Annotated in this window: 19 protein-coding genes and 1 tRNA gene; 7 read left to right on the top strand and 13 right to left on the bottom strand. The window is 53.1% G+C overall.

The window, feature by feature from the left end; all coding sequences use genetic code 11:
* Positions 1–59: 59 nt before the first annotated feature.
* The gene (rlmB, locus tag EYC98_RS18045; protein ID WP_279246791.1) at positions 60–800 is read right to left on the bottom strand and encodes a 23S rRNA (guanosine(2251)-2'-O)-methyltransferase RlmB; all 741 of its coding nucleotides are present in this window, start codon (positions 798–800) and stop codon (positions 60–62) included.
* Complete coding sequence (gene rnr / locus EYC98_RS18040) at positions 800–3,172, bottom strand: ribonuclease R (protein WP_279246790.1); 2,373 nt, start codon at positions 3,170–3,172, stop codon at positions 800–802. Before rnr ends, rlmB begins: the two co-directional genes overlap by 1 nt.
* A 282-nt stretch (positions 3,173–3,454) precedes the next feature.
* Here rnr and EYC98_RS18035 point away from each other — a divergent pair.
* The 4 genes from EYC98_RS18035 (at position 3,455) to EYC98_RS18020 (ending at position 6,997) form a co-directional block, all read left to right on the top strand.
* Positions 3,455–3,541 (top strand) — tRNA-Leu (locus tag EYC98_RS18035).
* A gap of 647 nt (positions 3,542–4,188) precedes the next feature.
* Positions 4,189–4,842 carry a CDP-alcohol phosphatidyltransferase family protein gene (locus EYC98_RS18030; RefSeq protein ID WP_279246789.1) on the top strand — a complete coding sequence of 218 codons (654 nt, stop codon included), beginning with the start codon at positions 4,189–4,191 and terminating at the stop codon, positions 4,840–4,842.
* Positions 4,843–4,903: 61 nt separating this feature from the next.
* Positions 4,904–5,368 carry an FAD synthase family protein gene (locus EYC98_RS18025; protein ID WP_279246788.1) on the top strand — a complete coding sequence of 155 codons (465 nt, stop codon included), beginning with the start codon at positions 4,904–4,906 and terminating at the stop codon, positions 5,366–5,368.
* 174 nt (positions 5,369–5,542) lie between these two features.
* Entirely contained in the window at positions 5,543–6,997 is a 1,455-nt protein-coding gene (locus EYC98_RS18020) for a flavin-containing monooxygenase (protein ID WP_279246787.1), read from the top strand.
* 89 nt (positions 6,998–7,086) lie between these two features.
* On the opposite strand, the gene EYC98_RS18015 is transcribed toward EYC98_RS18020, so the two are convergent.
* Positions 7,087–8,829 carry an N-acyl-D-amino-acid deacylase family protein gene (locus EYC98_RS18015; RefSeq protein ID WP_279246786.1) on the bottom strand — a complete coding sequence of 581 codons (1,743 nt, stop codon included), beginning with the start codon at positions 8,827–8,829 and terminating at the stop codon, positions 7,087–7,089.
* Positions 8,830–8,972: 143 nt separating this feature from the next.
* On the opposite strand from EYC98_RS18015, the gene araC reads away from it, so the two are divergent.
* Complete coding sequence (araC, locus tag EYC98_RS18010) at positions 8,973–10,079, top strand: arabinose operon transcriptional regulator AraC (protein ID WP_279246785.1); 1,107 nt, start codon at positions 8,973–8,975, stop codon at positions 10,077–10,079.
* A 10-nt stretch (positions 10,080–10,089) separates the two neighbouring features.
* On the opposite strand, the gene EYC98_RS18005 is transcribed toward araC, so the two are convergent.
* From EYC98_RS18005 to EYC98_RS17990, 4 genes are all read right to left on the bottom strand, one after another.
* Complete coding sequence (locus EYC98_RS18005; protein ID WP_279246784.1) at positions 10,090–11,307, bottom strand: peptidoglycan-binding domain-containing protein; 1,218 nt, start codon at positions 11,305–11,307, stop codon at positions 10,090–10,092.
* Positions 11,308–11,686: 379 nt separating this feature from the next.
* Positions 11,687–12,520, bottom strand: coding sequence for an SDR family oxidoreductase (locus tag EYC98_RS18000; protein WP_279246783.1), 834 nt, complete (start codon positions 12,518–12,520; stop codon positions 11,687–11,689).
* Positions 12,521–12,592: 72 nt separating this feature from the next.
* On the bottom strand, positions 12,593–13,963 hold the full coding sequence (locus tag EYC98_RS17995) for an MBL fold metallo-hydrolase RNA specificity domain-containing protein (RefSeq protein ID WP_279246782.1): 1,371 nt from the start codon (positions 13,961–13,963) through the stop codon (positions 12,593–12,595).
* Positions 13,960–14,649: an LOG family protein gene (locus EYC98_RS17990; protein ID WP_279246781.1), complete on the bottom strand. Its 690-nt coding sequence runs from the start codon at positions 14,647–14,649 to the stop codon at positions 13,960–13,962. The genes EYC98_RS17995 and EYC98_RS17990 overlap by 4 nt, the downstream gene beginning before the upstream one ends.
* Positions 14,650–14,763: 114 nt before the next feature.
* On the opposite strand from EYC98_RS17990, the gene EYC98_RS17985 reads away from it, so the two are divergent.
* Entirely contained in the window at positions 14,764–15,762 is a 999-nt protein-coding gene (locus EYC98_RS17985) for an aldo/keto reductase (RefSeq protein WP_279246780.1), read from the top strand.
* A 1-nt stretch (position 15,763) separates the two neighbouring features.
* On the opposite strand, the gene EYC98_RS17980 is transcribed toward EYC98_RS17985, so the two are convergent.
* Together EYC98_RS17980 and EYC98_RS17975 are read right to left on the bottom strand one after the other, a co-directional pair.
* A complete protein-coding gene (locus EYC98_RS17980) occupies positions 15,764–16,678 on the bottom strand; it encodes a dihydroorotate dehydrogenase (protein ID WP_279246779.1) in 915 nt (304 codons plus the stop codon).
* On the bottom strand, positions 16,671–17,444 hold the full coding sequence (locus tag EYC98_RS17975; RefSeq protein ID WP_279246778.1) for a dihydroorotate dehydrogenase electron transfer subunit: 774 nt from the start codon (positions 17,442–17,444) through the stop codon (positions 16,671–16,673). The genes EYC98_RS17980 and EYC98_RS17975 overlap by 8 nt, the downstream gene beginning before the upstream one ends.
* Before the next feature lie 45 nt (positions 17,445–17,489).
* Between EYC98_RS17975 and EYC98_RS17970 the strand changes: the two genes are divergently transcribed.
* Positions 17,490–18,608 (top strand): medium chain dehydrogenase/reductase family protein, encoded by a 1,119-nt coding sequence (locus EYC98_RS17970; protein WP_279246777.1) that lies wholly within the window; start codon positions 17,490–17,492, stop codon positions 18,606–18,608.
* On the opposite strand, the gene EYC98_RS17965 is transcribed toward EYC98_RS17970, so the two are convergent.
* Genes EYC98_RS17965 through EYC98_RS17950 form a run of 4 tightly spaced genes read right to left on the bottom strand, consistent with a single transcriptional unit; the run spans position 18,591 to position 22,832 of the window.
* The gene (locus EYC98_RS17965) at positions 18,591–19,733 is read right to left on the bottom strand and encodes an OprO/OprP family phosphate-selective porin (RefSeq protein ID WP_279246776.1); all 1,143 of its coding nucleotides are present in this window, start codon (positions 19,731–19,733) and stop codon (positions 18,591–18,593) included. The genes EYC98_RS17970 and EYC98_RS17965 overlap by 18 nt on opposite strands.
* Entirely contained in the window at positions 19,730–20,317 is a 588-nt protein-coding gene (locus EYC98_RS17960) for a DUF4956 domain-containing protein (RefSeq protein ID WP_279246775.1), read from the bottom strand. Before EYC98_RS17960 ends, EYC98_RS17965 begins: the two co-directional genes overlap by 4 nt.
* Positions 20,314–21,141 carry a polyphosphate polymerase domain-containing protein gene (locus EYC98_RS17955; protein WP_279246774.1) on the bottom strand — a complete coding sequence of 276 codons (828 nt, stop codon included), beginning with the start codon at positions 21,139–21,141 and terminating at the stop codon, positions 20,314–20,316. Before EYC98_RS17955 ends, EYC98_RS17960 begins: the two co-directional genes overlap by 4 nt.
* Positions 21,141–22,832 carry a CotH kinase family protein gene (locus EYC98_RS17950; protein WP_279246773.1) on the bottom strand — a complete coding sequence of 564 codons (1,692 nt, stop codon included), beginning with the start codon at positions 22,830–22,832 and terminating at the stop codon, positions 21,141–21,143. Before EYC98_RS17950 ends, EYC98_RS17955 begins: the two co-directional genes overlap by 1 nt.
* Positions 22,833–22,905 lie beyond the last annotated feature (73 nt).

Here is a 22,905-nt window from a genome sequence, read left to right as displayed (position 1 = left end):
ACGATTACTGGGGGAGACTCCTGTAAAGACGCGCACTGCAACGGTCGCGAAGCCTGTGGCTAGCCAGCCTTGCGCTGTCGTACCACCTCAAACAGACACACCCCGGTGGCAACCGATACATTCAGACTCGAGACACTGCCCGCCATCGGCAGTTTCACCAGATAATCACAGCATTCACGGGTGAGCCGGCGCAGCCCCGCCCCTTCGGCACCCATTACCAGCGCTAGCGGCCCACTCAGGTCACTGTCATAGAGCGTAGTCTCAGCCTCGCCGGCTGCTCCGTAGAGCCATATTCCACGCTCTTTGAGACCTTCCAACGTGCGCGCCAGGTTAGTTACACGCACAAACGGCACGACTTCTGCGGCACCACAGGCAACTTTACGGGACACGGGCGTAAGATCCGCCGACTTGTCGCGCGGCACAATCACCGCATGCACCCCCGCCGCATCTGCACTGCGTAAACAAGCGCCCAGGTTGTGGGGGTCGGTGATGCCATCCAGCACTAACAGCGTGGCTGGTCCCTGCAACTCGTCAAGCAGTGTCCACAGTGCCTTTTCATCCCATTGCTGTGAAGAAGCCTCCTGGACAATGGCGACAACGCCCTGATGGCGACCCTGCACACGCCCGTCAAGCTGTTCACGTGACTCTCGGTCAGTGGCTACACCTTGGTTGCGAGCGAGCGTCTCCAGGGCTGACATACGTTTGTCATTACGCCCTGATTGCAGCCATAGCTGCTCCACTTGCTGCGGATTTTGCCGCAACAGGGCATCCACCGCATGAAGTCCGTATACGTAAGCCATCAGTCGTGGTGTTTACGCTGCCCGGTGCGACGCTTTTTACTGCTGCGCTTGCTGGCAGGCTTGTCAGTCGCACCCTTGCCCTTGGCACCTGTGTCTTTGCCACCCCTACCCCGCGATTTACCGCCGCCGGTCGTCTTTTTACCGGCACCCTTGCGCGGAGTGCTGCCGACCAGTTCGAGGTCAATTTTCTTGTCTTCCAGGCTAACCCGCGCTACTTGCACGCGCACCGAGTCGCCCAGATTGAAACTGCGTCCGCTGCGCTCGCCGCTGAGACGTTGCTTGCCAGGGTCAAAATGGTAGTAATCGCCAGGCAGTGAGCTGATGTGGACCAGCCCCTCAATATAAAGATCAGACAGCTCTACAAACAAACCAAAACTGGTAACCGCTGCCACCACTGCATCGAATTCTTCACCAACGCGATGATGTAGAAACTCACATTTGAGCCAGGCCTCTACTTCACGTGTGGCATCATCGGCGCGCCGCTCAGTCATCGAGCATTGCTCACCGAACTGCACCATAGCACCCACATCGTAAGGAAAAATCTTTTGCGCGGGTATCGGTGCGGCGCCAGTCCGCACCACCTGCACACTGGCGATCTCGGAGCGAACAATGCGCCGAATACCACGGTGTACCAGCAGATCGGGGTAGCGCCTAATAGGCGAGGTAAAGTGTGCATAACCCGGGTAATTGAGGCCAAAGTGACCCTTGTTCTCGGGCTGGTATACCGCCTGCGACAGCGAGCGCAGCATCATAGTCTGAATGACATTGGCATCGTCGCGATCGGCTACCTGCGCCAGCAATTTCTGGTAGTCATTAGGGGTGGGCTTATCGCCGCCCGACAGGTCCAACCCCAGTTCGCCGAGAAAACCACGCAGGTTTTCCATCTTCTCTTCGTTGGGGCCTTCGTGCACGCGATACAGAATGGGCAACTCGCAAGCTTCGAAGAACCTCGCGGTTGCTACATTGGCGCATAGCATGCATTCCTCAATCAGCTTGTGCGCATCGTTGCGATGCACTGGCACAATCTCAGAAATCTTGCGGTTTTCATCAAACAGAATACGGGTTTCCACCGTCTCAAAGTCAATCGCGCCGCGGTTATCCCGCGCCTTGCGCAATACTTTATACAAGCCCTGTAAGCGTTCCAGATCGGGCACTCGCTGGGCATCTACATCAGGATGACTGCCGGTCTCCAGCACCTGCCCCACCTGGGTATAGGTAAGGCGAGCATGAGAGTGAATAAGGCCTTCATAGAACTTGTGGCCGACCAGCTTGCCCGATTTAGAAATTTCCATCTCACAGATCATACTGAGCCGGTCGACACCGGGCTTCAGTGAACACAGACCATTGGACAAAGCCTCTGGCAGCATCGGTACTACCCGCTCCGGGAAGTACACGGAGTTGCCGCGGATAATCGCCTCTTCATCCAGCGCCGAGCCTGGACGCACGTAATGGGCAACATCGGCTATCGCCACCCACAAACGCCAGCTGGCGTTCACCTGCTCACAATAGACCGCATCATCGAAGTCGCGGGCGTCTTCGCCATCAATCGTTACAAACGGCAACTCACGCAGGTCAACGCGACCTTCCTTATCGGCCTCGGTCGGCTCATCCGCCAGAGCGGCAGCTTCCTTAAGCACCTCCTCGGGCCATGTATGCGGAATACCGTGGGAACGAATAGCCACGTCAATTTCCATACCCGGGTCAAGATGTTCACCCAGCACCTCAATAATAGTGCCTTTGGCGCCCAGTTTGCGGGTTGGGTAATCAGTAATCTGCACACAGACAATCTGTCCGTTCTCAGCCCCACCCTTGCGCTGTGGTGGAATAAGGATGTCATGATTAACCCGCGCATTGTCGGGAATGACTGAGCCAATTCCAGAGTCCTCAATATAGCGCCCGACCACCTCGGTGGTGCCACGCTTGAGAACCTCTACGATCTTGCCTTCCTTCCGGCCCCTAGGGTCAATACCCTCAATACTCGCCAGCGCTTCATCACCGTCAAAGACACGCGACATCTGCCGTGCACTCAAATAGAGGTCATCGCCGCCGGCCAGCGGCACCAGAAAGCCATAACCGTCACGGTGTCCCTGCACACGCCCGTGAATCAGGTCCATCTTATCGACCAGACCGTAGGAGCCTTTACGGTTAATCAGCAACTGTCCGTCACGCTCCATAGCCCGCAGGCGGCGGCGCAATGCCTCGATCGCCTCATCGCCCTTGAGGCCCAGACGTTCGAATATCTGTTGGTTGCTAAGTGGTTGATCCGCTTCGGCCAGCAGTTCCTGAATGAACTCGCGGCTGGGGATCGGGTTATCGTAGTTCGCTGCTTCGCGAGCGGCGTGGGGATCGGGAGCTTTGCCCTTTTTGGCCATGTAGTGCGGCCTTCCTTTTAGGTTTACAATTTTTGAAGGCGACAGTATACGCGAGGATTGACAATTGTTCTTCGTAAAAGTAAAGTTCGCGCGCTCAACCTGCCGCAACACGCCGGTTTTCGGTTGGTGATGTAGCCACTGGACACAGTCCAGCTACTGCAGTTAGGTGGCATTGTTGGAAAATCCACTGAGTTTTATGCCCAGGTGGTGTTGTGGTAGACACTGGACACAGTCCAGCTACTGCAGTTATATGGCATTGTTGGAAAATCCACTGAGTTTTATGCCCAGGTGGTGAAATTGGTAGACACGCTAGCTTCAGGTGCTAGTGCTCGCAAGGGCGTGGAGGTTCAAGTCCTCTTCTGGGCACCATATTTAAGGAAGGCCAGTCTAGCGACTGGTCTTTTTTTTGTGCCCGCCAATCGCACTCCCGGCCCCGCAGCACAGCTGCACGGCGTTCACCGGCGCTCGTTGCTGCGCAACGAAGGCGCTTGGATTCACCCTCTTCTGGGCACCATATTTAAGGAAGGCCAGTCTAGCGACTGGTCTTTTTTTTGTGCCCGCCAATCGCACTCCCGGCCCCGCAGCACAGCTGCACGGCGTTCACCGGCGCTCGTTGCTGCGCAACGAAGGCGCTTGGATTCACCCTCTTCTGGGCACCATATTTAAAGAAGGCCAGTCTAGCGACTGGCCTTTTTTTTGTGCCCGCCAATCGCACTCCCGGCCCCGCAGCAAAGTAAACCTGAGGTGGAAGCCAATTGTGTGTATACTGCCGCCCGTCCCATCCTCTATCGAGCCTACTGGCCGAGACGCCTCTATCCTCCTTATTGCCACCCCATTTGCTAGCAAGCGAATAGGGTCCGTTCATAACACCCACTGATTGCGGCTCCCATTATTAATGGGGCCCGCCAGCGCTTTACCGTACCAATGCTCTAGTGCTCAGCTCCATGCTGCGCGCGGCCTATTTATCCCGTGATTTAGCTCGATATTGATATCGTGGCTATTACTTCAGGAGCACCATGCCTACCAACAAAGTAGAACCGCAAGAATCCCCACCCATTATTATTTCCTACGTCAAAGATCTGGCCAATTTGTGCTCACTGGCAGGGTTGGCCTGCACCATACTGGCTATTTATTTCAGTCTTATTGGAATCTACTACGCGGCCATCATTGGCATGATATGGGCCGTTGCCTTTGACTGGGCAGATGGTCTTGTCGCTCGAAAAATGAAAGGGAGAACCCCTAGCGACCAGACTTTTGGCATGCAACTTGATGCATTGATAGACGTTGTGAACTATGGCGTGACCCCGGCAATTCTATTACTCAGCTACGGCAATTTTGAACCTATATTTCTACCTGGCGCGTTTATTCTTGTAGCAGCCAGCGCGATAAGACTTAGCTATTTCAATACCTACGGCTTGTCTGGCGATGCCAAGTACACCGGACTGGCCCTGGACAACAACAATATTGCACTAGCTTTCATCTTTCTTTTTGAAAGCGTTTTTTCGGCCGGCATATTTTCAGTAATCCTGTACGTCAGCTCGCTGGGACTTGCCGCATTGAATGTATCTCAGATTAAGACCCCCAAGCTTTCTTACAATCCCGCAAACGTATATCGACTGACTTTTTACACGCTGATGATAACGGGCATATACAGCTGGAAACTTTTATAGCAGGCAGCCGTGTTGGCATAACACAGTTGTGAATATTCATTTTTAAGGAGTTAAACAGCACATGATCGTTTATACCGTAGGTACTTTTGATCTATTGCATGTGGGGCATATTGCCCTGCTGGAATACTGTAAATCACTGGGCGACATTCTGGCTGTTGGGGTGGCTTCAGACAGAGTAGTAAACTCTTACAAGCCAAATGTGCCGGTGATCCCGCTTGAGCAAAGAATGGAAATGCTCAAGGCATTGCGTTGTGTCGATATTGTACGCCCCTACGACGAACTCAATTATGTCCCCGGTTGTCAGGCCCTTAATGCCGACATTTTTGTCATTGGCGAAGACTGGGGCAACCAGCCCCACAATATCGCAGTTGAGACGTATCTGAAATCAAACGGCAAACAGATCAACCAGGTGCTCTATAACCCTCGCACTTCATCAACCAGAATCAAGCAAAACGTCATGGCCCAATCGGCTAATCACAGCGCCCTCAAGCTTGCAGTAGCCTCACCCATCTCGGCTTCTTTATAGCAAGATAAGCAATGGCGCCATCAAAGGCCTCTCTCGCGACAGGCCTTTTTTTATGCCCGCACATTAGTGATCAACGCACATGAAGCGGACAGAAACTCTGTATTCACAATGGCGTAGCATATAACATCATCTGAACATTCAGCTTTCTACCTTTTCCGACTAACGGAGCACTCTATGCAAGGCAAGCGAATAGCTATTATTGGATCGGGCCATTCCGGGTTATGTATGGCTATTCGATTAAAACGTGCAGGCATTGATTCGTTCACCATTTTTGAAAAGGCAACGGCTCTAGGCGGTACCTGGCGGGAAAACACCTATCCCGGCGCAGCCTGCGATTCTCCCAGTCTGATTTATTGTTATTCCTTCGAACAGAAAACCGACTGGTCCAAAAAATGGAGTGGCCAGAATGAGATTCTTGGCTACCAGCAACATTGTGCGGATAAGTACGGGCTCAATTCTCACTTCCGCTTTAACACCGAAATTGCCAGTGCCCAATTTCATCAAGAGACTGGCGAGTGGTTTTTAACCACGGTTTCCGGGGAGGAAATTGTCGTGGATATTCTGATTTCCGCGGTGGGTCAGTTGAGTACACCTGCAATTCCCGATATTCCGGGACTGGAGGACTTTCAGGGCCCTAGCTGGCATACCGCAAGATGGAACCATGATTTCGATCTGACCGGCAAAAAAGTTGCCATGATCGGCAGCGCTGCCACCGCAGTCCAGGCCACTCCGCAACTGGCGAAAAAGGTTGCCCAGTTACATGTTTTTCAGCGCAGTCCGAACTGGATTGTTAAGCAGGGTAATCGTCCGTTTAAGCCCTGGGAGACCTGGGCCTTGAAACACGTGCCGTTAGCAGCCCGACTCTGTCGATACTTCATTATGAGCAAATCTGAGTTTTTCCTGCGCGGTATAAACAAACAGAAGCAATGGTTGGTCAAACTTGCCAGCGCCGGAGTGCTGGGGCGTATCAAGGAAGAGGTTAAAGACGAGAATTTGCAGAAGGCGTTTGTCCCAGAGTTCGTTATTGGCGCCAAGCGAGTACTCGTTTTTGACAATTACTATACGAGCTTTAATCGCGACAACGTAAACCTTGTCTGCGACGGCATCGAGCGTGTCAAAGAGAACAGCATTCTGACTGAAGCCGGGGAAGAAATAGAAGTCGACGCCATCGTGCTCTCCACCGGGTTTAATACCAATCAGTTTCTGGTACCCATGGAAATAACCGGCCTCAATGGACTCACTCTTGACGCAGAGTGGAATGCTGGCGCTCATGCCTACAAAGGGATTACCGTTGCCGATTTTCCTAACTTTTTTATGATGTATGGGCCCAATACCAACCTGGGTCATCTGTCGATAATCTATATGATTGAATGTCAGGCCAACTATATTCTGGACGGCATCAAAACACTGAGCAAGCGCAATGAGAAAAGTCTGAACCTAAAACGAGAAGTGATGGCGGACTACAATGAAAAACTTCAGCAACAGTTAGGCACTATGGCTTGGTCTACTGTCGACCATAGTTGGTATATGACCAAGGACAGGAAGATTGTTAATAACTATCCCGGTAGTTCTCCAGAGTACTGGTGGGCGACGCGACGGTTTGATGAGGGTAGTTATCAGGCTGTTTAGATACGTCTTTGTCCGCGGTATCGGCAGAATGAACTCTGCCCTACAGGGGACTGGGATTCGCATCGGACCTGCTGCGAATCCCATCAGGGTTAGGAGGGCTGCAGCATCGCTCCAGGGCGTGCTGCGGTGCTTTTGCCATCGATAAAGGTGGGCTCGCCATTGACCATGGTCAAACGCATGGGGGCGGCATCACGCGTCCAGCGCCAGGTGTGGCCGCCAGCGCCATCGGGCACGTCATACACTTGCTTCATATCGCCCACTTCAATCTCGTCCAGATCGAAAACGGTAATGTCAGCGCGCCGCCCTACCCGCAATTCACCGCAGTCATGCAGGGAAAAATGCTCGGCTATCTTACCGGTTAAGCCGTGCACGGCTTCTTCTAGTGTCAGCAATCCATCTCGGGTGACAAACTCAGTCAACAACTTGATGTTCTCGCCACCGCCACACAGCATCTGGCCATGCGCACCCGCATCAGAGACATTGCCCACGGCCTTGGGGTCACGCAACAGGCTCAGCACCATGTCCAGATCCATTTCAAAGGCTGGCATGGTAACGGTTGATTCCAGACCATTGGCAATCAGCCACTCAGTCATCGCGTCAGAGGGATGCTCTGCGCCAATCTGCTGCTGGTACTCTCCCAGCGTGGTATTGATGGGCCCCACACCGTTATCGGTATTCATCAGGATCAGATTCTCCGCGCGCCCCTTGGGAAATGGCGAAAACTCAAAGGTCTGGGTATCCCAGGATTCACGGGCACGTAATCGCCAGTCAGGATCACGCATCAGCGCTATTTTTGCCTCATCGCCCTCTGCCGTGACAACCTCATGCCATACATAGTCGTTGGACTGAGCGAAGATAAGCGAGCTCTGCACGCTGATAGTGGTTGTTACCGGTATGTGAGCAAAAGCCGTCCAAAAATCACGGCCTTCACGTTTGAACTGCTCATGCAATTCAATCAACGGCGCCTGAATACCCATCATATCGCGCTGGAACACCAAAGTCGGTAAGCCGCCCCATTGCACGCGAATATCCAGATCTTCCGTCAAGCTAGCGATACGCTTCATTGACTCCGGTGCGGTCATCGCCCTGAACACATCCACAATCACTTGAAAGCAACTGCCCTGATGCTTGGCCAACACTTCGAACAGCGCCCGAAATTCAGCGTCATCGGCTTTCAAAGTTGGCACCGGACGGTCACTACCATCGTGATCAAACAAATTGGAAGACAGGCCTAGTGCTCCGGCCGCCAGGGCCTCGTCCAGCATGGCCGCCATGGTCTCGATTTCGGTCGGCGTAGCTGCCCGCTCCCAGGCGTCCAGCCCCATCACAGCCAGACGCAGGGCAATATGTCCGCAAAACGCCGCATAGTTTGCGGGCAATTTAACATTGCGCACCATAGATTCCTTGTACTCCGGCCAGCTGCGCCAATCCCAGGGTAGCTCCGACATAAACGGCGGCTCAGGAATATCCTCAAAGAAGGAAAAGATACCAACAATCTCTTTGCGTACAGCTTCATCTTCTGGCACTGGCGCAACGCCAAAACCACAGTTACCCATGACCAGAGTGGTTACACCAAAGCCCGGCAGCGGGTCCAGAGAAGTATCCCACCACATAGCGCCATCAAAATGGGTATGAGTTTCGATAAACCCCGGTGCCACAACACAGCCAGCGGCCGCGAAGACGGTTTCGCCCGCTGCAGGTTCAAGATTCGGCCCCAACTCGGCAATGACACCATCACGGATACGGACGTCGCCAGCGAAGGAACTTGCTCCAGTGCCATCGACAACGGTACCTCCTTGAATCAACCAGTTTTGTGAATTGCCTTGAGCCATCGTAAATATCCTCTGCCAGAGTCATCAATAAAACTCGATGGCAATACATATGGCGCATCGAATTTCGCTTATCAGGACATTAATCGCATTATGGCCGGTGTTGGTAGTAATATAATCCTATATTATTGGACAATATTACTATAATGATTGATATCAAGCGGGTGGCGCTGACCCAGTTCAAAATGATTAGCGGCGCGTCTATTGCTGAGCAGGAAATTAGTGAGGCTAGCGAATACTTCGCCAAGTCAGAGTCTCCGCTAGATTCAAAGACGTTCAAAACCCTGTTTTTGCGCGTTCAGGCCAATCTGGAACACCAGACCGATTTACTTCGCCTGGCTAGAGAATGGCAGCTACGCCTGGCGGGTCGCCAAGTGTTCACCGATGCAGAGGCCCAGTTTTTCCATAAGCAATACGTCGCCGCACTTGATATGGAAGGCCTGATGACCCAGGCCATCGTCGCCGGATTCGCGACGAGAACTGCCGGTAGTGCTTACGACTACGAAATCTCACAGCCCAGACACAGTACCTCCTGGACACTCCTGTATACCGTCGCCGGTCAGGCGACACTGCGCACAGGCCTGCGGGAAACCCATGTTTACCCGGGTGATATCTTATTGCTGGCTCCAAAATCCGTCTACAGCATCCAGCGCAGCGAGGGCAGTAAAAACTGGAACCAGTACTGGATTACATTCAAACCACAGCCGCAGTGGCGTGCTTATCTGGACTGGCCCAAAACCGGGCCCGAAATCAGTCTACTTCAGATTGCACCGGCGTTACGCCCCTTAATCGAGTCTGTGATCAACAGCCTGCTAAATAACTACGCTCAACAATCCAACTTGAAAGAGGAGCTGGACTTCAACTTGCTTGAGCAGCTACTGATGCGCTGCGCCAATATGATTCCGGATACTGCACATCTGGATAACGACGATCGGATAAGGAATGCGCAGCAGTTTATTCATGAGCACTACAATCAGGCCTTCTCATTGCAGGATGTCGCCAATTACGTGCACATGTCAGCCTCACGACTGTCGGGGTTGTTTAAACAGCAGGCCGGCGTGACCATCTTTGGCTGGCGCGATGAAAAACGTATGCTGGAGGCCGCGCAACTACTCAGGGGCACGGACATTAGTATTTCAGAGATTGGGCAGCTAATTGGGATTACCGACCCGGCTTACTTCTCCCGTGTTTTTCAACGCCACGTGGGGAGCAGCCCGCGTGCCTACCGACAGGGGTCGGGCAAGAGCCTGTAGATGATTGCTCTTATAACTTAGGGGCTGAATTCTGGTTGGCGCGATCAAGATTCTCTTGGTCGCGTTCTTTTTGTAACTGAACGCGATACTCGTATGTTCTAGATTTCTGAAGATCAATATCGCCAGGATCAAACAACTTCACTTTCATAAAAGCAACTATTCCATCGCCTCCCCGACGCAGGTCTGCTAGTACCACTGGACCACACTTAGTTAGAGCTCCAATTGTGTAATAAGCTCCATTATTAATGCTCATAAGGCACTGTTTTTGCAGATTCGCATTTCTATCAAAATGGTTCCATGTAAGCTCCGAACCTTTTTCAAGTATTGGCGTGCCATACTTATTTTCAAGCGCAGCCTTAAGATTACTGCCCGAGGGCATGGCGCTTCGATCAAATTTATTCTGACGCTCAACACTCCTGACTACATTGCTTGTAGGTGGTTCGGCAAACTCTATTTGTATCGACTCTGCATTACCATTGACGGATGCAAAAATCATTTTTAGATGCTCGGGGAGTTTAGGCGTCGGCGTGATGCCGCTAATGTGATAGCTCGAGGATGTATTTTTGTGATGTGTATACTCTATTCTCACCAGCTCATTATGTGCTTTTAGGGCGCTGACCACCTGATCAGGTGTCATACCTAATTTTACACCCACAATATCAAAATCAACTCCGACCCTTGCAGATGCTGCTTTTTGTGCAGGTTGTGGGTCTTTTACTACCTTCTGCTCACTAGAATAGTTGTCAGTAGACGCTTCAGGCCCAGAGGTTGATTCAGGTGCGCTAGTAATGGCAAGAGCATTTTCGGCGACATTTTCCTGAAGAGGTCTACTGGACTCCATTTGCGACAACAGAGAAGAAGAAGGTTCTCCATTAACAGCCAGGTTTTGGTCTTGTTGAAAACTCACTATCGCCTGTCTGGTGCCGTTGCCATAAAGACCGTCAACGGCCCCTACGTTATAGCCAAGTCGATTTAGCTGGCTTTGTGTGTCAGCAACCAGCCGCTGGTCAAAGAGTGGTTGTTGTTGCTGCGGCTTCGAAGGCTCACTTGATGCCTGAGAAGTTTGGCTTTCGATAACTTCATCCACGGTTTCATCCATTACCTCCTTGGAGATGTCAGCCGCCTTGTTCTTGAGATCATCCCACATGCCAGCATTCGCCTGCGTGGCAAACACATAGATACATAAGGTAAGAAACCAAAACTGGAGAGCTTCCTTTTTATGTTTCATAATCATCCCTCATCGTCATTACTATTACTGATATTCACTGACCGTCAGTCTTTAATATAGCTCATGTTTCAGCCATTGCCTGCGGGGAATGTAACGGTGCAAAGGAGTATGCTGGCTCTGTTGGTTTAGCAGTTCGCTTAACAATAAAGTCAAATTCAAGTGTCGACTGCGGTATGGTCGCAATGCGACCTTTGACAGGTTTTCCCACCTGCCACGAACTTTAAAGAGCACCCCCTCGCCTTCACTATTTACTACAGCTGACATTTGATTAATTGCATGTCGAGAAGATTAGTTGGCAGCATTAATTCTGCAAGGCCACCAAATGTTACGGAGAGGGTTGGGGTGGTGAGGTGGCAGAATAAATTCTACCGGATAAACCTTAAAGCGCAGCCTCAATGCCGCAGGCTTCACAGCTCAACGCCCACATCTTGTCGCACAGCGCAGTGTCAGCAAGCTGTTTACCCGGTTTGGCTTCTTTGCAATTAACAAAGTACTTGCCGGTGGGCAGCAAAGCGGGATCACCCTGAGCCAGGTGCAGTGAGGTACGTGCACCTTTTTCCGGGGTTGTAAAAACCAGCCGCAGCAAGCCTCGTATCAGCGGCGGATACTCGTCCAGAATTCCCGTTGATACCGCTCCCGGGTGCAAAGTGTTGACGAGCACGCCCCGCGCATCCAAACGTTTTGCAAGCTCCGCCGCATTGAGCATCATGGCTAGCTTCGATTGGCTATAGGCGGCATTGCCGTTGTACTTCTTACCACCCTTGAGGCTGTCGAAATCAATTTTTCCAAACTTGTGCATCATCGAGGTTACAAAGATAACCTGCGACGGCGCTGCGGCTTCAAGCGCTGGCAATAACTCTACGGTCAGCAATAATTGCGCCAGATTATTAATCGCAAACTGAGACTCGAAACCATCCTCGGTAATTACCTCGGCACTACTGGTCATACCTGCATTGTTCAACAACACATCCAGCGTATCGTGCTGACTCAAAAACTCAGCCGCGCACTCCCGCACCGACTTTAGTGAAGACAAATCCAGGTCGAGCAAACTGATGTTGTCATTGCCGCTAGCTGACTTCAGCTCGGCGGCAAACTGCTCGGCTTTGTCGCGGTTGCGGTTAGCCAGCACCAGATGATGACCCTCTGCCGCCAGTTCTTGAGCGGTCACCCGACCGATGCCATTGGTAGTGCCGGTAATGAGTATGGTTTTCATGATAATCCCCTAAGCAATGCGTAATGACTTCAGTGTAGCTGCGCGATGGCGGCAGGAACACCGTTGGCTCTACTAAAGTTCGAAGCTTTCGCCCAACTCGGGCACCTCGGCACGCCAACCCAATTGTTCACGTAACTCTCGCTGCAGGTTGCCAGCAGCTTCGGGCTCGCCATGGGTAATGAAACAACCCTTGGGAGCAACAGGCAGCTGTCGCATCCAGTCCAATAGCCCTTCATAGTCTGCATGAGCAGACAAAAAATCCATGCTCTCTATCTGCGCTTTCACCGATACCTCACGGCCATGAATCTTGACGACTCCGTCACCGGCGACCAATTTGGCACCTCGGGTACCGCCCGCCTGATAACCGGCAAACAGCACACAATCGCGATGCTGCGGCAACATGCGCTTGAGGTGGTGCAGCACGCGCCCGCCTGTTGCCATACCACTGGCGGAAATAATGATAATCGGCATTTGAATGCTCGCCAGCGCTTCTGACTCATCCGCTGTTTCCACCATCTCAACATCTTCGGTGGTCTGCTGGACACGCTCGGCAGTAAAGCGACTCAGGTCCTGATGCGCGCGCATGGTGCGAGTGGCTCTTATCGCCATTGGACTGTCCAGGTAAATCGCCATTTCTGGAATTCTGCCAGCACGTTTCAGCTTGCTGAGTATATGAATCAGCAGCTGCGCCCGCCCAACGGCAAACGAGGGTATCAGCACTGAACCACCGCGTGCAGCGGTGATCGATACAATGTTCGCTATAATTCCCTCAACGTCTACTTGCGAGTGCAAGCGATCGCCGTAAGTAGATTCGGTGACCAGATAATCACAGTAGCGCGGCGGCAGCGGTGCCGGCATCTGCAAATCATTGCTGCGGCCGAGATCACCGGTAAAGGTGATGTGGCGACCTTCTACTTCAACATCAACACTACAAGAGCCCAGAATATGGCCATTGGGGTAAAGACTGACGCGCGCCATATCAAGATCGTGCTCTGTTTCAACCGCCAGTGGCTTGAATAAGGTCAGTGCCTTGTGCGCCTGCTCAACGGTAAACAGCGGCAACGCCGGTGCATGGCGCGTATAACCTCTGCGATTCCGATAGGCCGCTTCTTCTTCCTGCAGATGGGCAGCATCCAGCAGCAATATCTCACACAGCTCAAAAGTAGCCTGACTGCAATAGACAGGGCCAGTAAAACCCTGCGCTACCAAGGCCGGTATATAGCCGCTGTGATCAAGATGCGCGTGGGTAAGCACAAGTGCATCGATACTGGCAGCCGGGACAGGGAATGGCTGCCAGTTGAGTTCACGCCACTTTTTGTAACCCTGGTACATGCCACAGTCAATCAAAACTCTGCCGCTGGGAGAAGTGAGTAAGTAGCGCGACCCAGTTACCGTACCAGCAGCACCCAAAAACTGCAGGGTAGGTGCCTGACGCGAGCTCACGTCCGAACCTCAGGATGTGGGTTAAGCGCTACAAATTCACAAATATGCTGCAACATAGCCTCGCTGCTGTCAGTCCAATAGGCACGCTGGGCGACGGGCTCAGCAATCGCACCGGCAGGTTCCAGAACCTGCTCCACAAATTCACGCATGTCCTGCCAATAATCCTGGCCCATAACCACCAACGGAAAACGCTCAATCTTATTGGTCTCAATCAAATTGAGCGTCTCGAAAATTTCGTCGAGAGTGCCAAACCCGCCCGGCAGAATTACAAAGGCACTGGAGTATTTCACTAGCATCACTTTACGCACAAAAAAGTGCTCAAAATCCAGCTGCAGGTCCAGATACGGATTGGCGACTTGCTCATTCGGCAGTTCTATATTACATCCTACGGAATATCCACCGGCATCGCGGGCACCACGATTGGCGGCCTCCATAACGCCGGGGCCGCCGCCAGTCATCACGGTAAAGCCAGCGCGGGCCAATTCTGCGCCCACCGTGCGCGCGAGTATGCAGGCGGGGTGATCTTGCGCAAACCGCGCTGAACCAAATACAGTCACAGTTGGACCCAGCCCACGCAGGGCGCGAAACCCGCGCAAAAATTCAAAGCCTATCTGCACGGAACGCACCAGGTCATGAAAGTGACCCTGAGCTCCCTCCAGTAGGCTGGCATCGTGTTGTTTACGCATAAACTGAGTAACTCCGCTTCCTTTCTCCCAGCCTACTGTAAAGCGGCTTTTACTGGTAGCCTAACCCATTCATACAACCCTGACATAACACACTGCGAAAAGGATCTGGCGACAATGGAATACCGGCGGCTTGGCAACACTGGACTGAAAGTATCACGACTCTGCCTGGGCATGATGAGTTACGGCGACCCTGCCTGGCGGGACTGGGTACTGGACGAACGCGCTGCAGAACCCTTCGTGCGCGCCGCTCTGGACGCCGGCATAAACTTCTTTGATACCGCGGAAATGTATTCTAACGGAGCCAGTGAGGAGGTTACCGGCAATCTGCTGAATAAGCTGGTGCCCAACCGCCACGACCTGGTCATTGCCACCAAGGTTTTTATGGGCACTGAAAACATTGTCGGTGGCGAGAACCGCGACAAGGTCAATTCCTTCGGCCTATCGCGCAAGCACATTATTTATCAGTGCGAACAATCACTGCGCAGGCTGGGCACAGACTATATCGACCTCTACCAGATTCATCGATTAGACCCCAATGTGCCTATGGAAGAAATGCTGGAAGCCCTCAATGACCTGGTCCGGGACGGCAAGGTTCGATACCTGGGCGCCTCCTCCATGGCAGCTTGGCAATTTATGAAGTGCCTGAGTATTTCGGAAGCCCGGCAATGGTCCAAGTTCGTCTGCATGCAGCCGCAATACAATTTGATGTATCGAGAGGAAGAGCGGGAAATGCTGCCGCTGTGCAACAGCGAGGGGGTCGGCGTTATTCCGTGGAGCCCTATGGCTCGAGGTCACCTGTGCCGACGCACCTTCGCCGCTACGGACACCACGCGCAGCAAGTCTGACGAACTTTCCCAATGGATTTACAATGAGGCTGCCGACAGCGATGTAATCGTGCGGAATGCCGAGGTCGCGGCCCGACTGGGAGTAAAACCAGCGCAAACAGCGCTGGCCTGGGTACTCGCCAACGCGACAGTCACTGCGCCTATTATTGGGGTTACAAAATTATCGCAACTGCAGGACGCCATCGACGCCATGGCTCTGGAGTTAAGTGAAGAGGATATGTTCGCGCTGCAGGAGCCGTATCAACCGCACGCCGTAGCGGGGGTTTAATTCAGTCGCCTTGGGCGCAACCCACCAGGTCGGTGACGGTGAGATCGCGTTCGCTGCACCAGGCCTCAAGCTCATCTGCAAGACGCAGGCTGATACCCGGCTCTGAGTAATTGGCGGTGCCCACCTGCACCGCAGTGGCACCGGCCATAAGGTATTCCAGCGCATCACGCAGGCTGGCTATACCACCCATACCGATAATCGGAATACTGACCTGCTGGAAAACCTCATACACCATGCGTACACCCAGCGGCTTGATCGCCGGGCCTGACATACCGCCCATTTTCTGCCCCAGCATGGGTCGACGCCGATCGACATCAATCACCATACCGCGAATGGTGTTGATCATGGATATCATATCCGCACCGGCACTCTCAACACCGCGGGCAACCTCACCGATGTCACCCGCCTCAGGCGACAACTTGACCATCAGAGGCAGGTCCGTTACCGCGCGAACAGCACCGGTTACCTCGGCGGCAGCGGCACCTGACACGCCAAAATGCATGCCGCCGGCATGCACATTGGGACAACTGATGTTAAGTTCCAGCGCGGCAATACCCGTCTCATTATCAAACCGGGCAGCCAATTCCACAAAGTCTTCAATCGATGTGGCAAACGTATTAACAATGACGGTGACCCCCAGCTCGCGCAGCTGAGGTAGGGTCTCGGCCAGAAACACATCGATGCCGATGTTCGCCAGACCAATACTATTGAGCATGCCAGCCGAGGTCTCGCAGGTGCGTGGAGGACTATTGCCAGGGCGTGGCAACAGTGAAATGCCCTTGACGCTGACTCCGCCCAGACGCGCTACATCCACAAAACTCGCATATTCTACGCCGTAGCCATAAGTTCCCGAGGCGTTCACAAAGGGATTCGCCAGTGTCAGTGGACCCAGACTGGTGCGCAGTCGCTCACTCATCAGCGGCACCATAAATAACCTCAGCATCAAACACGGGGCCGTCGTAGCAAACGTATTTAAAACTGCCGTCCGGGATGGGTACCGCACAACCCTTACAGGTACCCATGCCGCAGGCCATGGGTGCCTCAAGAGCTACCTGACAAGGTGTGTTATGACTCTGGGACACGCCGGCCACCGCTTTGAGCATGCCGTTGGGGCCACAGGTGTAGACAATGGAATCGGCGCCATCTTGCAAAGCGCGCTGCAAAGGCGCGGTAATCAAACCCTGCTCGCCGACAGACCCGTCTTCGGTGGTAATAATCAGCTCCGCCACCTCGGCAATCTCATCTGCCAGAGGCAAATCATGCTCGGTACCAGCACCATACAAGAACAAGGGACGCTGACCACGAGCGGCGAGCTCGCGCGCCAGGAACAGCAACGGGGCCACGCCGACACCGCCAGCGACCAGAACCGGACGCAAGCCGCTGTCATCGATTCGATAACCTTTACCCAGCGCACCAAACACCACCAGTTCATCGTCTACCTTCATTGATTCGAGGAGCTGGGTGCCGGGCCCAATGGCTTTTACCAGCACAGCACCATGAGCGCCGCTTTCCACCAGCGAGAAAGCCCGCGGTAATACCGGGTGACAGCCCCAATCGCCGCGAATCATGACAAATTCTCCCGGCACAGCAGGGATGTCTTCCGCGGCAGCAGCGAACCTCAGTAAGGCGTGGTCACGGGCGGGATAGGTAACTTCAGTTATACGAGTATGCAGGTATTTCATTGCCAAATATTATACCATCGGCCAACCCCGACAGGACAGAACAAGATGCGTGTATACCTACTTTTGCTTGCCTTAATATGGACACTACCTGCATCCAGCGCCGGCTACCAACAGGTCGTCATTACCGAGTTTGGCAGCGCTGATAAACTACAGCTGCGTCAGGTGCCGAAGTTGCCGGAGCCGGGAGCAGGAGAAATCCGCGTCAAAGTCCTCACTGCCAGTGCTTCTTTTACCGATATCATGGTCCGCAAGGGACTCTACGCCGGCGTTAGCGAAGAGCCCCCCTTTGCACCGGGATATGACCTTGTTGGCGTCATAGACAAACTCGGCGCCGGCGTAGGCCAGCTTACGGTAGGCCAGCGCGTCGCAGACTTGACCGTCATTGGCGCTTACAGCGAGTACGTTATCCTGCCAGCTGCTAACGTGGTGCCCCTGCCCCCGGAAATTAATGATGAAGAGGCCGTGGCCTTAATCCTGTCCTATACCACCGCTTATCAAATGCTTTATCGCAGCGCGCGCGTAGAGGCAGGCCAGACTATTCTGATTCACGGTGCCAGCGGCGCCGTCGGAACCGCGCTGGCGCAACTGGGGCGCGTCTCAGGTTTGAAAATGTATGGCACTGCATCGGCCAGTAAACACGACTATGTGAGAAGCCTGGGCGTGATTCCGATTGACTATCGCGCCGAAGATTTTGTCGCTCGCGTGCAGCAGGAAACTGGAATGAACGGTGTTGACGCTGCTTTCGACGCCATCAGTGTGGACAACTTCCAGCGCTCCTATGAAACACTGGCACCGGGCGGTCGGCTGGTAACCTACGGCTTCTACCTGGCTTCGAGAGATGGCGACTCAATGCTCACTACGGCGGCTGAGTTCTTGCACTGGCGCTGGCAACAATTGCTGTGGCAGTGGTTCCCTGAAGATCAGAAATCCGTCGAGTTTTACTCTATTACCGATGTGCGTAAACAGCATCCTGACTGGTTCAAGGACGACCTCGGCTCACTGTTCGAAATGCTTATCGAGGGCAATATCAAACCAGAAATCTGGGCAGTGAAGCCCTTATCGGAAGCGGCCAGCGCGCATCGTGATATCGAATCCGGGGCGGTGCGGGGCAAGATAGTGCTGCGCGTGGCTACGCCACAAGAATCCTCAGAAGTTCAGTTGTAACCGCGCTGAAACCGCATTGCCATCAGGGTCGGCATGCCGAACGCTGCCAGAAATATCGGGGTGTAAAAAAGCCAGCATCAGGCGCAGTTTCTCGTTGGCATAGTAGTTGACTCCCACGGTGCTCACGGCTGCTACCGAACCAAGTCCGCGCTGACGGGCATCAAGATAACTATAGCGCGCGACCAATTCCCACGCGCCTGATTCTGGCTTCAGACGGCGAAATTCGCCCTTTCTAAAACGGCGCTGTTGGGCACCAAATAAATAGCTACCAGTCACATAGTAGCCGCTGTAGTCCCAGTCAGGGCCCGCCACCTCTGCCACTCTGGTCGCCATATACTCGCCCTGCACCTGCCAACCACCAAGGCGGTAAAGGCCTTCAAAGCCGACCACGGCCTGACTGTCAGCCTCAAACTCCGCGCTACGAACAACCCTGTCGGCTCCACTGACCTCCCCGCGACTGGCTATGCGGAAAGTATTCTCACGCCAGTCGCGCACCGTCGCACTGATACCCAACTGCAACGTTTGTTCGTCTGTATTAATAGGCGACAGGGTATAGCGGCCGGCAACGGCAACCGGAAGGTCATCATAACCAGTCTCATCATAGCGATCATAATCACCGTCTTGATCATCCTCCATTACCAGCGCCAACGCCCACCGGCGCTTATTATTGGCATCGAAGAGATGCACCCCCCAGCTCTTTCCCGCGGTGAAAGCATCCGTCATCATCGAGCGTTCAATCGTCTGTAACTTCGATGAGCCGGTATTAAGCTCCATACCGACCGGTTCCTTCATCCGACCCAGTGTAATATCCGCGGGCTTCCACTTGGTATAGCGCATGTACACGCTGCCATAACCCAGATCACTGTCGTCCTGATCCGCAGACGCATTGACTTGCAGCTTACCGTTCCACCCGCGGGGGAAGTCATAGTTCATCTCCAGGCGCGCATTGCGCAGCTCCACACTTCGACTGGAATCATCGCCTTCGCTACTCCAAAACGACTCATAGTAATCACCATCGACGAAGACGCGTCCACTCAACTCCAGGCGCTGCTTGTCGTCGGCCTGAGCCAGCAGCGCTGGTAACAGAACTGGCAGTAGCAGCAGCCCGGGGAAATACCGCCTCATGAATTCGTATCCGCCGGCGGCAGAAATTGAACTTTCAACCTGGCGGTGTCACGCAAAAAGTCGACCGAGACAATATCAACGTCACAGATATCCAGCCCCAATCGCGTACGCAGATCTTCAAGGAGTTCCGCGCGCCGTTGCGGTACGATATTCTCAATCTTCTCGTAGTCCACGGTGCGCTCTTCCAGCATCGGCAGCAGAAAACTGGTTTCGGTCAACCAAGCCAGCAGGCAGATCACAATCACCAGAGCAATTAACTCCAGATGCGTCATGGTGCCAACACCCGCTAGTAAGCCGATCGAGATAACCAGAAACAGGTAAGTCATCTCCTTGATATCGATAGATTCAGTGCGATACCGCAGCATCGAAAAAATGGCGAACAGGCCGAACGCAAAGCCCATAGAAATATCTACAGATGACAGCTGTCCGGTAACCAGAAATACACCCATACCAAACAGTATGAAAGAACTGGCATAGGCTCGACGACGAGAAAACCTGAAATAACAGAAGCGCACCAAAGAAAATATGGCCACCATGTTGATGGCAAATCGGACAAAAAAGTCCAAATCCAGACTCTCTATCATCGAGCGATTACTCCTAGGTAAGGTACTGCGTTGGCAACCCGGTCGAGGCTGCGCAACAGTGGTTTAAAGCGGTTGGTCTTAACTTCATCCGCAGCCGTCATGCAAACGCCGACGCAATATTTGCTCATGCTCTTGGGGCTATAACCGTACGCCTTGGCTCTACGCACAAACGGCGAGCCATAGACATTTCCATCGCGCTTAAGCTCGGCAATAAAAACCTGCTGTAATCGTTCCACGCGAGTTTTACCGGGCCGCCGATAGCAGAGGTCCCAATCCAGCGTCAAACGCTCGTCAGTGGCACGGTTCCAAAGGCTGGTGCGACGATAATTAACGTAAAGACTGGGCTCAACTGTGGGTTCATCACTCAACACCGTGGTAGGCTCATCGCTATTCCAGGGCATGCGGTTTTTGACCGTACGATTACGGTTATTCTTCTGCTTGATCTCCAGATAACTCAAGTCAGTTTCGCGGTAGCGCCGAAACCTGCATTTGTAGCGGTTTAGCTTGCCGTTATGATGGCTGCGATACATACCCCACTCGGGGGTATCAAAATAGGTGTTTTCATAGGTGAAAATGCGGTGACCTCGGGCCTCAAGCACAGTGTGATCGGCACAAACCTCGCGCAAAAAACGTGGCAGTATTGCAATCGGTAGCAGGTACTTGGAATCAGTGCGATCGGGTAGATCGACCACCTGCTGTTCATCCAGACTGTGGCTGGCAAAAGAGCTCAGTTGAGTAATCGCATCACGTTCAACAGGATGGGTATGCACCCGCAAATTCTTGTGAGCGTTTTGAAAACGTGCGGAGTCCAGAAGCAGTGGCATCAGATGCCGCCCCCCAGAGGACCAAAACCGCGTCCGTCGTTGAGCCAAAGCTCGGCAGAAAACTCAAAACTGGCCGGCACGTCTAATTCAGGAGTCTCACTGAAGACAATAAGCCCCTCTCCCGCAAAGCCTAAAACGCTAAAGCCCTCAGGGCCACCAAGACCCACCAGAATCAGCGTACTGGCTAAACCATGAAAGGGAACCTCCAAATTGCCAAAGTCACCGCTCTCAATTGATACAAATACCAACTGAAGGTCACCCTCGACTCTGCCGACCAGAGTCATACTTATGCCATCACCCAGCTGCGAAATTGCAGCGTCTTCAGCAGGAGCGGTGGCAACACCCGGTACAGTGACCTGATTACCATCGATATCGGTATACTGGAAAAACCCCACCCCATCAGTGAATGACCCACTGATTTCAGTAATGCGAGTCGGCGCGCATACCGTTGCTGCGTCGACAATGGTGCGTTCCTGCTGTTCCAGATCACCGGCAACTGCTGCGCGCACACGCTCTTCATGGCTGGACAAAAAATTACGTACTTGTACTAACCGGCTTTCATCGGTTCCTGTCAGGTCACGAATCCTGTCAACTTCGGCATTAAGCGTCTCCTCGTCCCAAACCACGTCCAACAGTGCCAGAACACGCTCATGGTAGCGTTCACGCCACTGCGGAATCTGATACAAACGCGCAGCAATAGTGGTGTAGCGATAGAGCGGCCCGGTTCCTGGCGCCAGTGAGTTATCCAATTCCAAGGCCGCATCGGCACCCCAGGGCAGATAATAAAATTGATCGCTGGCGGGGTCGTTGTAAACAAAGTGGTTATTGGCATTGCCGGTGGCCGAATCCCAATGCCCGGCAATCGATTCCATCGCCCAGTAATCGACAAAGTGGTCGAGATTGACGTGCTGCTGTAACAATCCTGGCAAATTGGAGTCATCGGCCTTCAGTGCCTGGACAACGCCCTCAATGTCACTGCGATCATTATCCTGGCGGTTGTTCTTGGCTTGAAAATTGGCACTGGTAAACTCACCAAAATCAGCTATCTGGCCCTCGTACAAATTGCCTTCTGCGGAACCAAAGTTGCGGCGTAGAAACAAGTCATGGATGCTATCGACGTGTGAGTAAATGCCAAGGTCATCACCGTTAACACTGATGCGAGCGAAGTTACAGCGCGGCGCAGCCAAACCGGCTGCTCTGAACATGCTATAAGCTATGCATTGGTGAGTATTTCCAGGGTCCTGACGGTTGTTGTTGAGCGTCATTTTTTCCATGCCCTCCAGTCGCCGACGCGGTACATGGTCATCGAAATCCAGTTTGAAGGAGGGACGAGTTGCTGATAGCGAGCCCAGGAAACCTTTTTTCCTGATATCTACCTCTTCAAGGCGTTGACCGGCAACGGTAACCGAAGCCTTGAAGTGGGTGTACTCGAAGTCCTTGGCACAACCGGAGAATACTTGCGGCAGCGTGCGCCCTTCGCGGCGCAGAATATCCCAGTCCGCAGCATCCATTTCAATATCAACCACTAGCAAAGCGTCTTGCTGAAAAAGAACGTCACTAGTATCGATATTGCTGGTGCGCAGATCGGCGTTGCTAGCTACCTCAGTGCCACCATCAGCACCGCCACAGCTGGCAATCATCAACAGCGCGCCGCTTAGCAGCACGCTCAGGCAAAAATTTTTCACAGGCACATATACATTCTTTTTAGGGTTCTGGTACGAGTATGAACGTTCAACGATATGCATGGCAAATGCGTTATTCCAA

The sequence above is a fragment of the Candidatus Litorirhabdus singularis genome (assembly GCF_026262625.1).
In the GTDB taxonomy this organism is placed as follows: domain Bacteria; phylum Pseudomonadota; class Gammaproteobacteria; order Pseudomonadales; family Halieaceae; genus Litorirhabdus; species Litorirhabdus singularis.
Note: the sequence above shows the minus strand (reverse complement) of the source record. Positions and strands in the feature narration are given on the sequence as shown.

Bases quoted from the DNA above. Each gene is read 5' to 3' on its own strand.
- rlmB (WP_279246791.1), bottom strand. From the start codon at position 800: ATGGCTTACGTATACGGACTTCATGCGGTGGATGCCCTGTTGCGGCAA.
- rnr (WP_279246790.1), bottom strand. From the start codon at position 3,172: ATGGCCAAAAAGGGCAAAGCTCCCGATCCCCACGCCGCTCGCGAAGCA.
- EYC98_RS18030 (WP_279246789.1), top strand. From the start codon at position 4,189: ATGCCTACCAACAAAGTAGAACCGCAAGAATCCCCACCCATTATTATT.
- EYC98_RS18025 (WP_279246788.1), top strand. From the start codon at position 4,904: ATGATCGTTTATACCGTAGGTACTTTTGATCTATTGCATGTGGGGCAT.
- EYC98_RS18020 (WP_279246787.1), top strand. From the start codon at position 5,543: ATGCAAGGCAAGCGAATAGCTATTATTGGATCGGGCCATTCCGGGTTA.
- EYC98_RS18015 (WP_279246786.1), bottom strand. From the start codon at position 8,829: ATGGCTCAAGGCAATTCACAAAACTGGTTGATTCAAGGAGGTACCGTT.
- araC (WP_279246785.1), top strand. From the start codon at position 8,973: ATGATTGATATCAAGCGGGTGGCGCTGACCCAGTTCAAAATGATTAGC.
- EYC98_RS18005 (WP_279246784.1), bottom strand. From the start codon at position 11,307: ATGAAACATAAAAAGGAAGCTCTCCAGTTTTGGTTTCTTACCTTATGT.
- EYC98_RS18000 (WP_279246783.1), bottom strand. From the start codon at position 12,520: ATGAAAACCATACTCATTACCGGCACTACCAATGGCATCGGTCGGGTG.
- EYC98_RS17990 (WP_279246781.1), bottom strand. From the start codon at position 14,649: ATGCGTAAACAACACGATGCCAGCCTACTGGAGGGAGCTCAGGGTCAC.
- EYC98_RS17985 (WP_279246780.1), top strand. From the start codon at position 14,764: ATGGAATACCGGCGGCTTGGCAACACTGGACTGAAAGTATCACGACTC.
- EYC98_RS17980 (WP_279246779.1), bottom strand. From the start codon at position 16,678: ATGAGTGAGCGACTGCGCACCAGTCTGGGTCCACTGACACTGGCGAAT.
- EYC98_RS17975 (WP_279246778.1), bottom strand. From the start codon at position 17,444: ATGAAATACCTGCATACTCGTATAACTGAAGTTACCTATCCCGCCCGT.
- EYC98_RS17970 (WP_279246777.1), top strand. From the start codon at position 17,490: ATGCGTGTATACCTACTTTTGCTTGCCTTAATATGGACACTACCTGCA.
- EYC98_RS17965 (WP_279246776.1), bottom strand. From the start codon at position 19,733: ATGAGGCGGTATTTCCCCGGGCTGCTGCTACTGCCAGTTCTGTTACCA.
- EYC98_RS17960 (WP_279246775.1), bottom strand. From the start codon at position 20,317: ATGATAGAGAGTCTGGATTTGGACTTTTTTGTCCGATTTGCCATCAAC.
- EYC98_RS17955 (WP_279246774.1), bottom strand. From the start codon at position 21,141: ATGCCACTGCTTCTGGACTCCGCACGTTTTCAAAACGCTCACAAGAAT.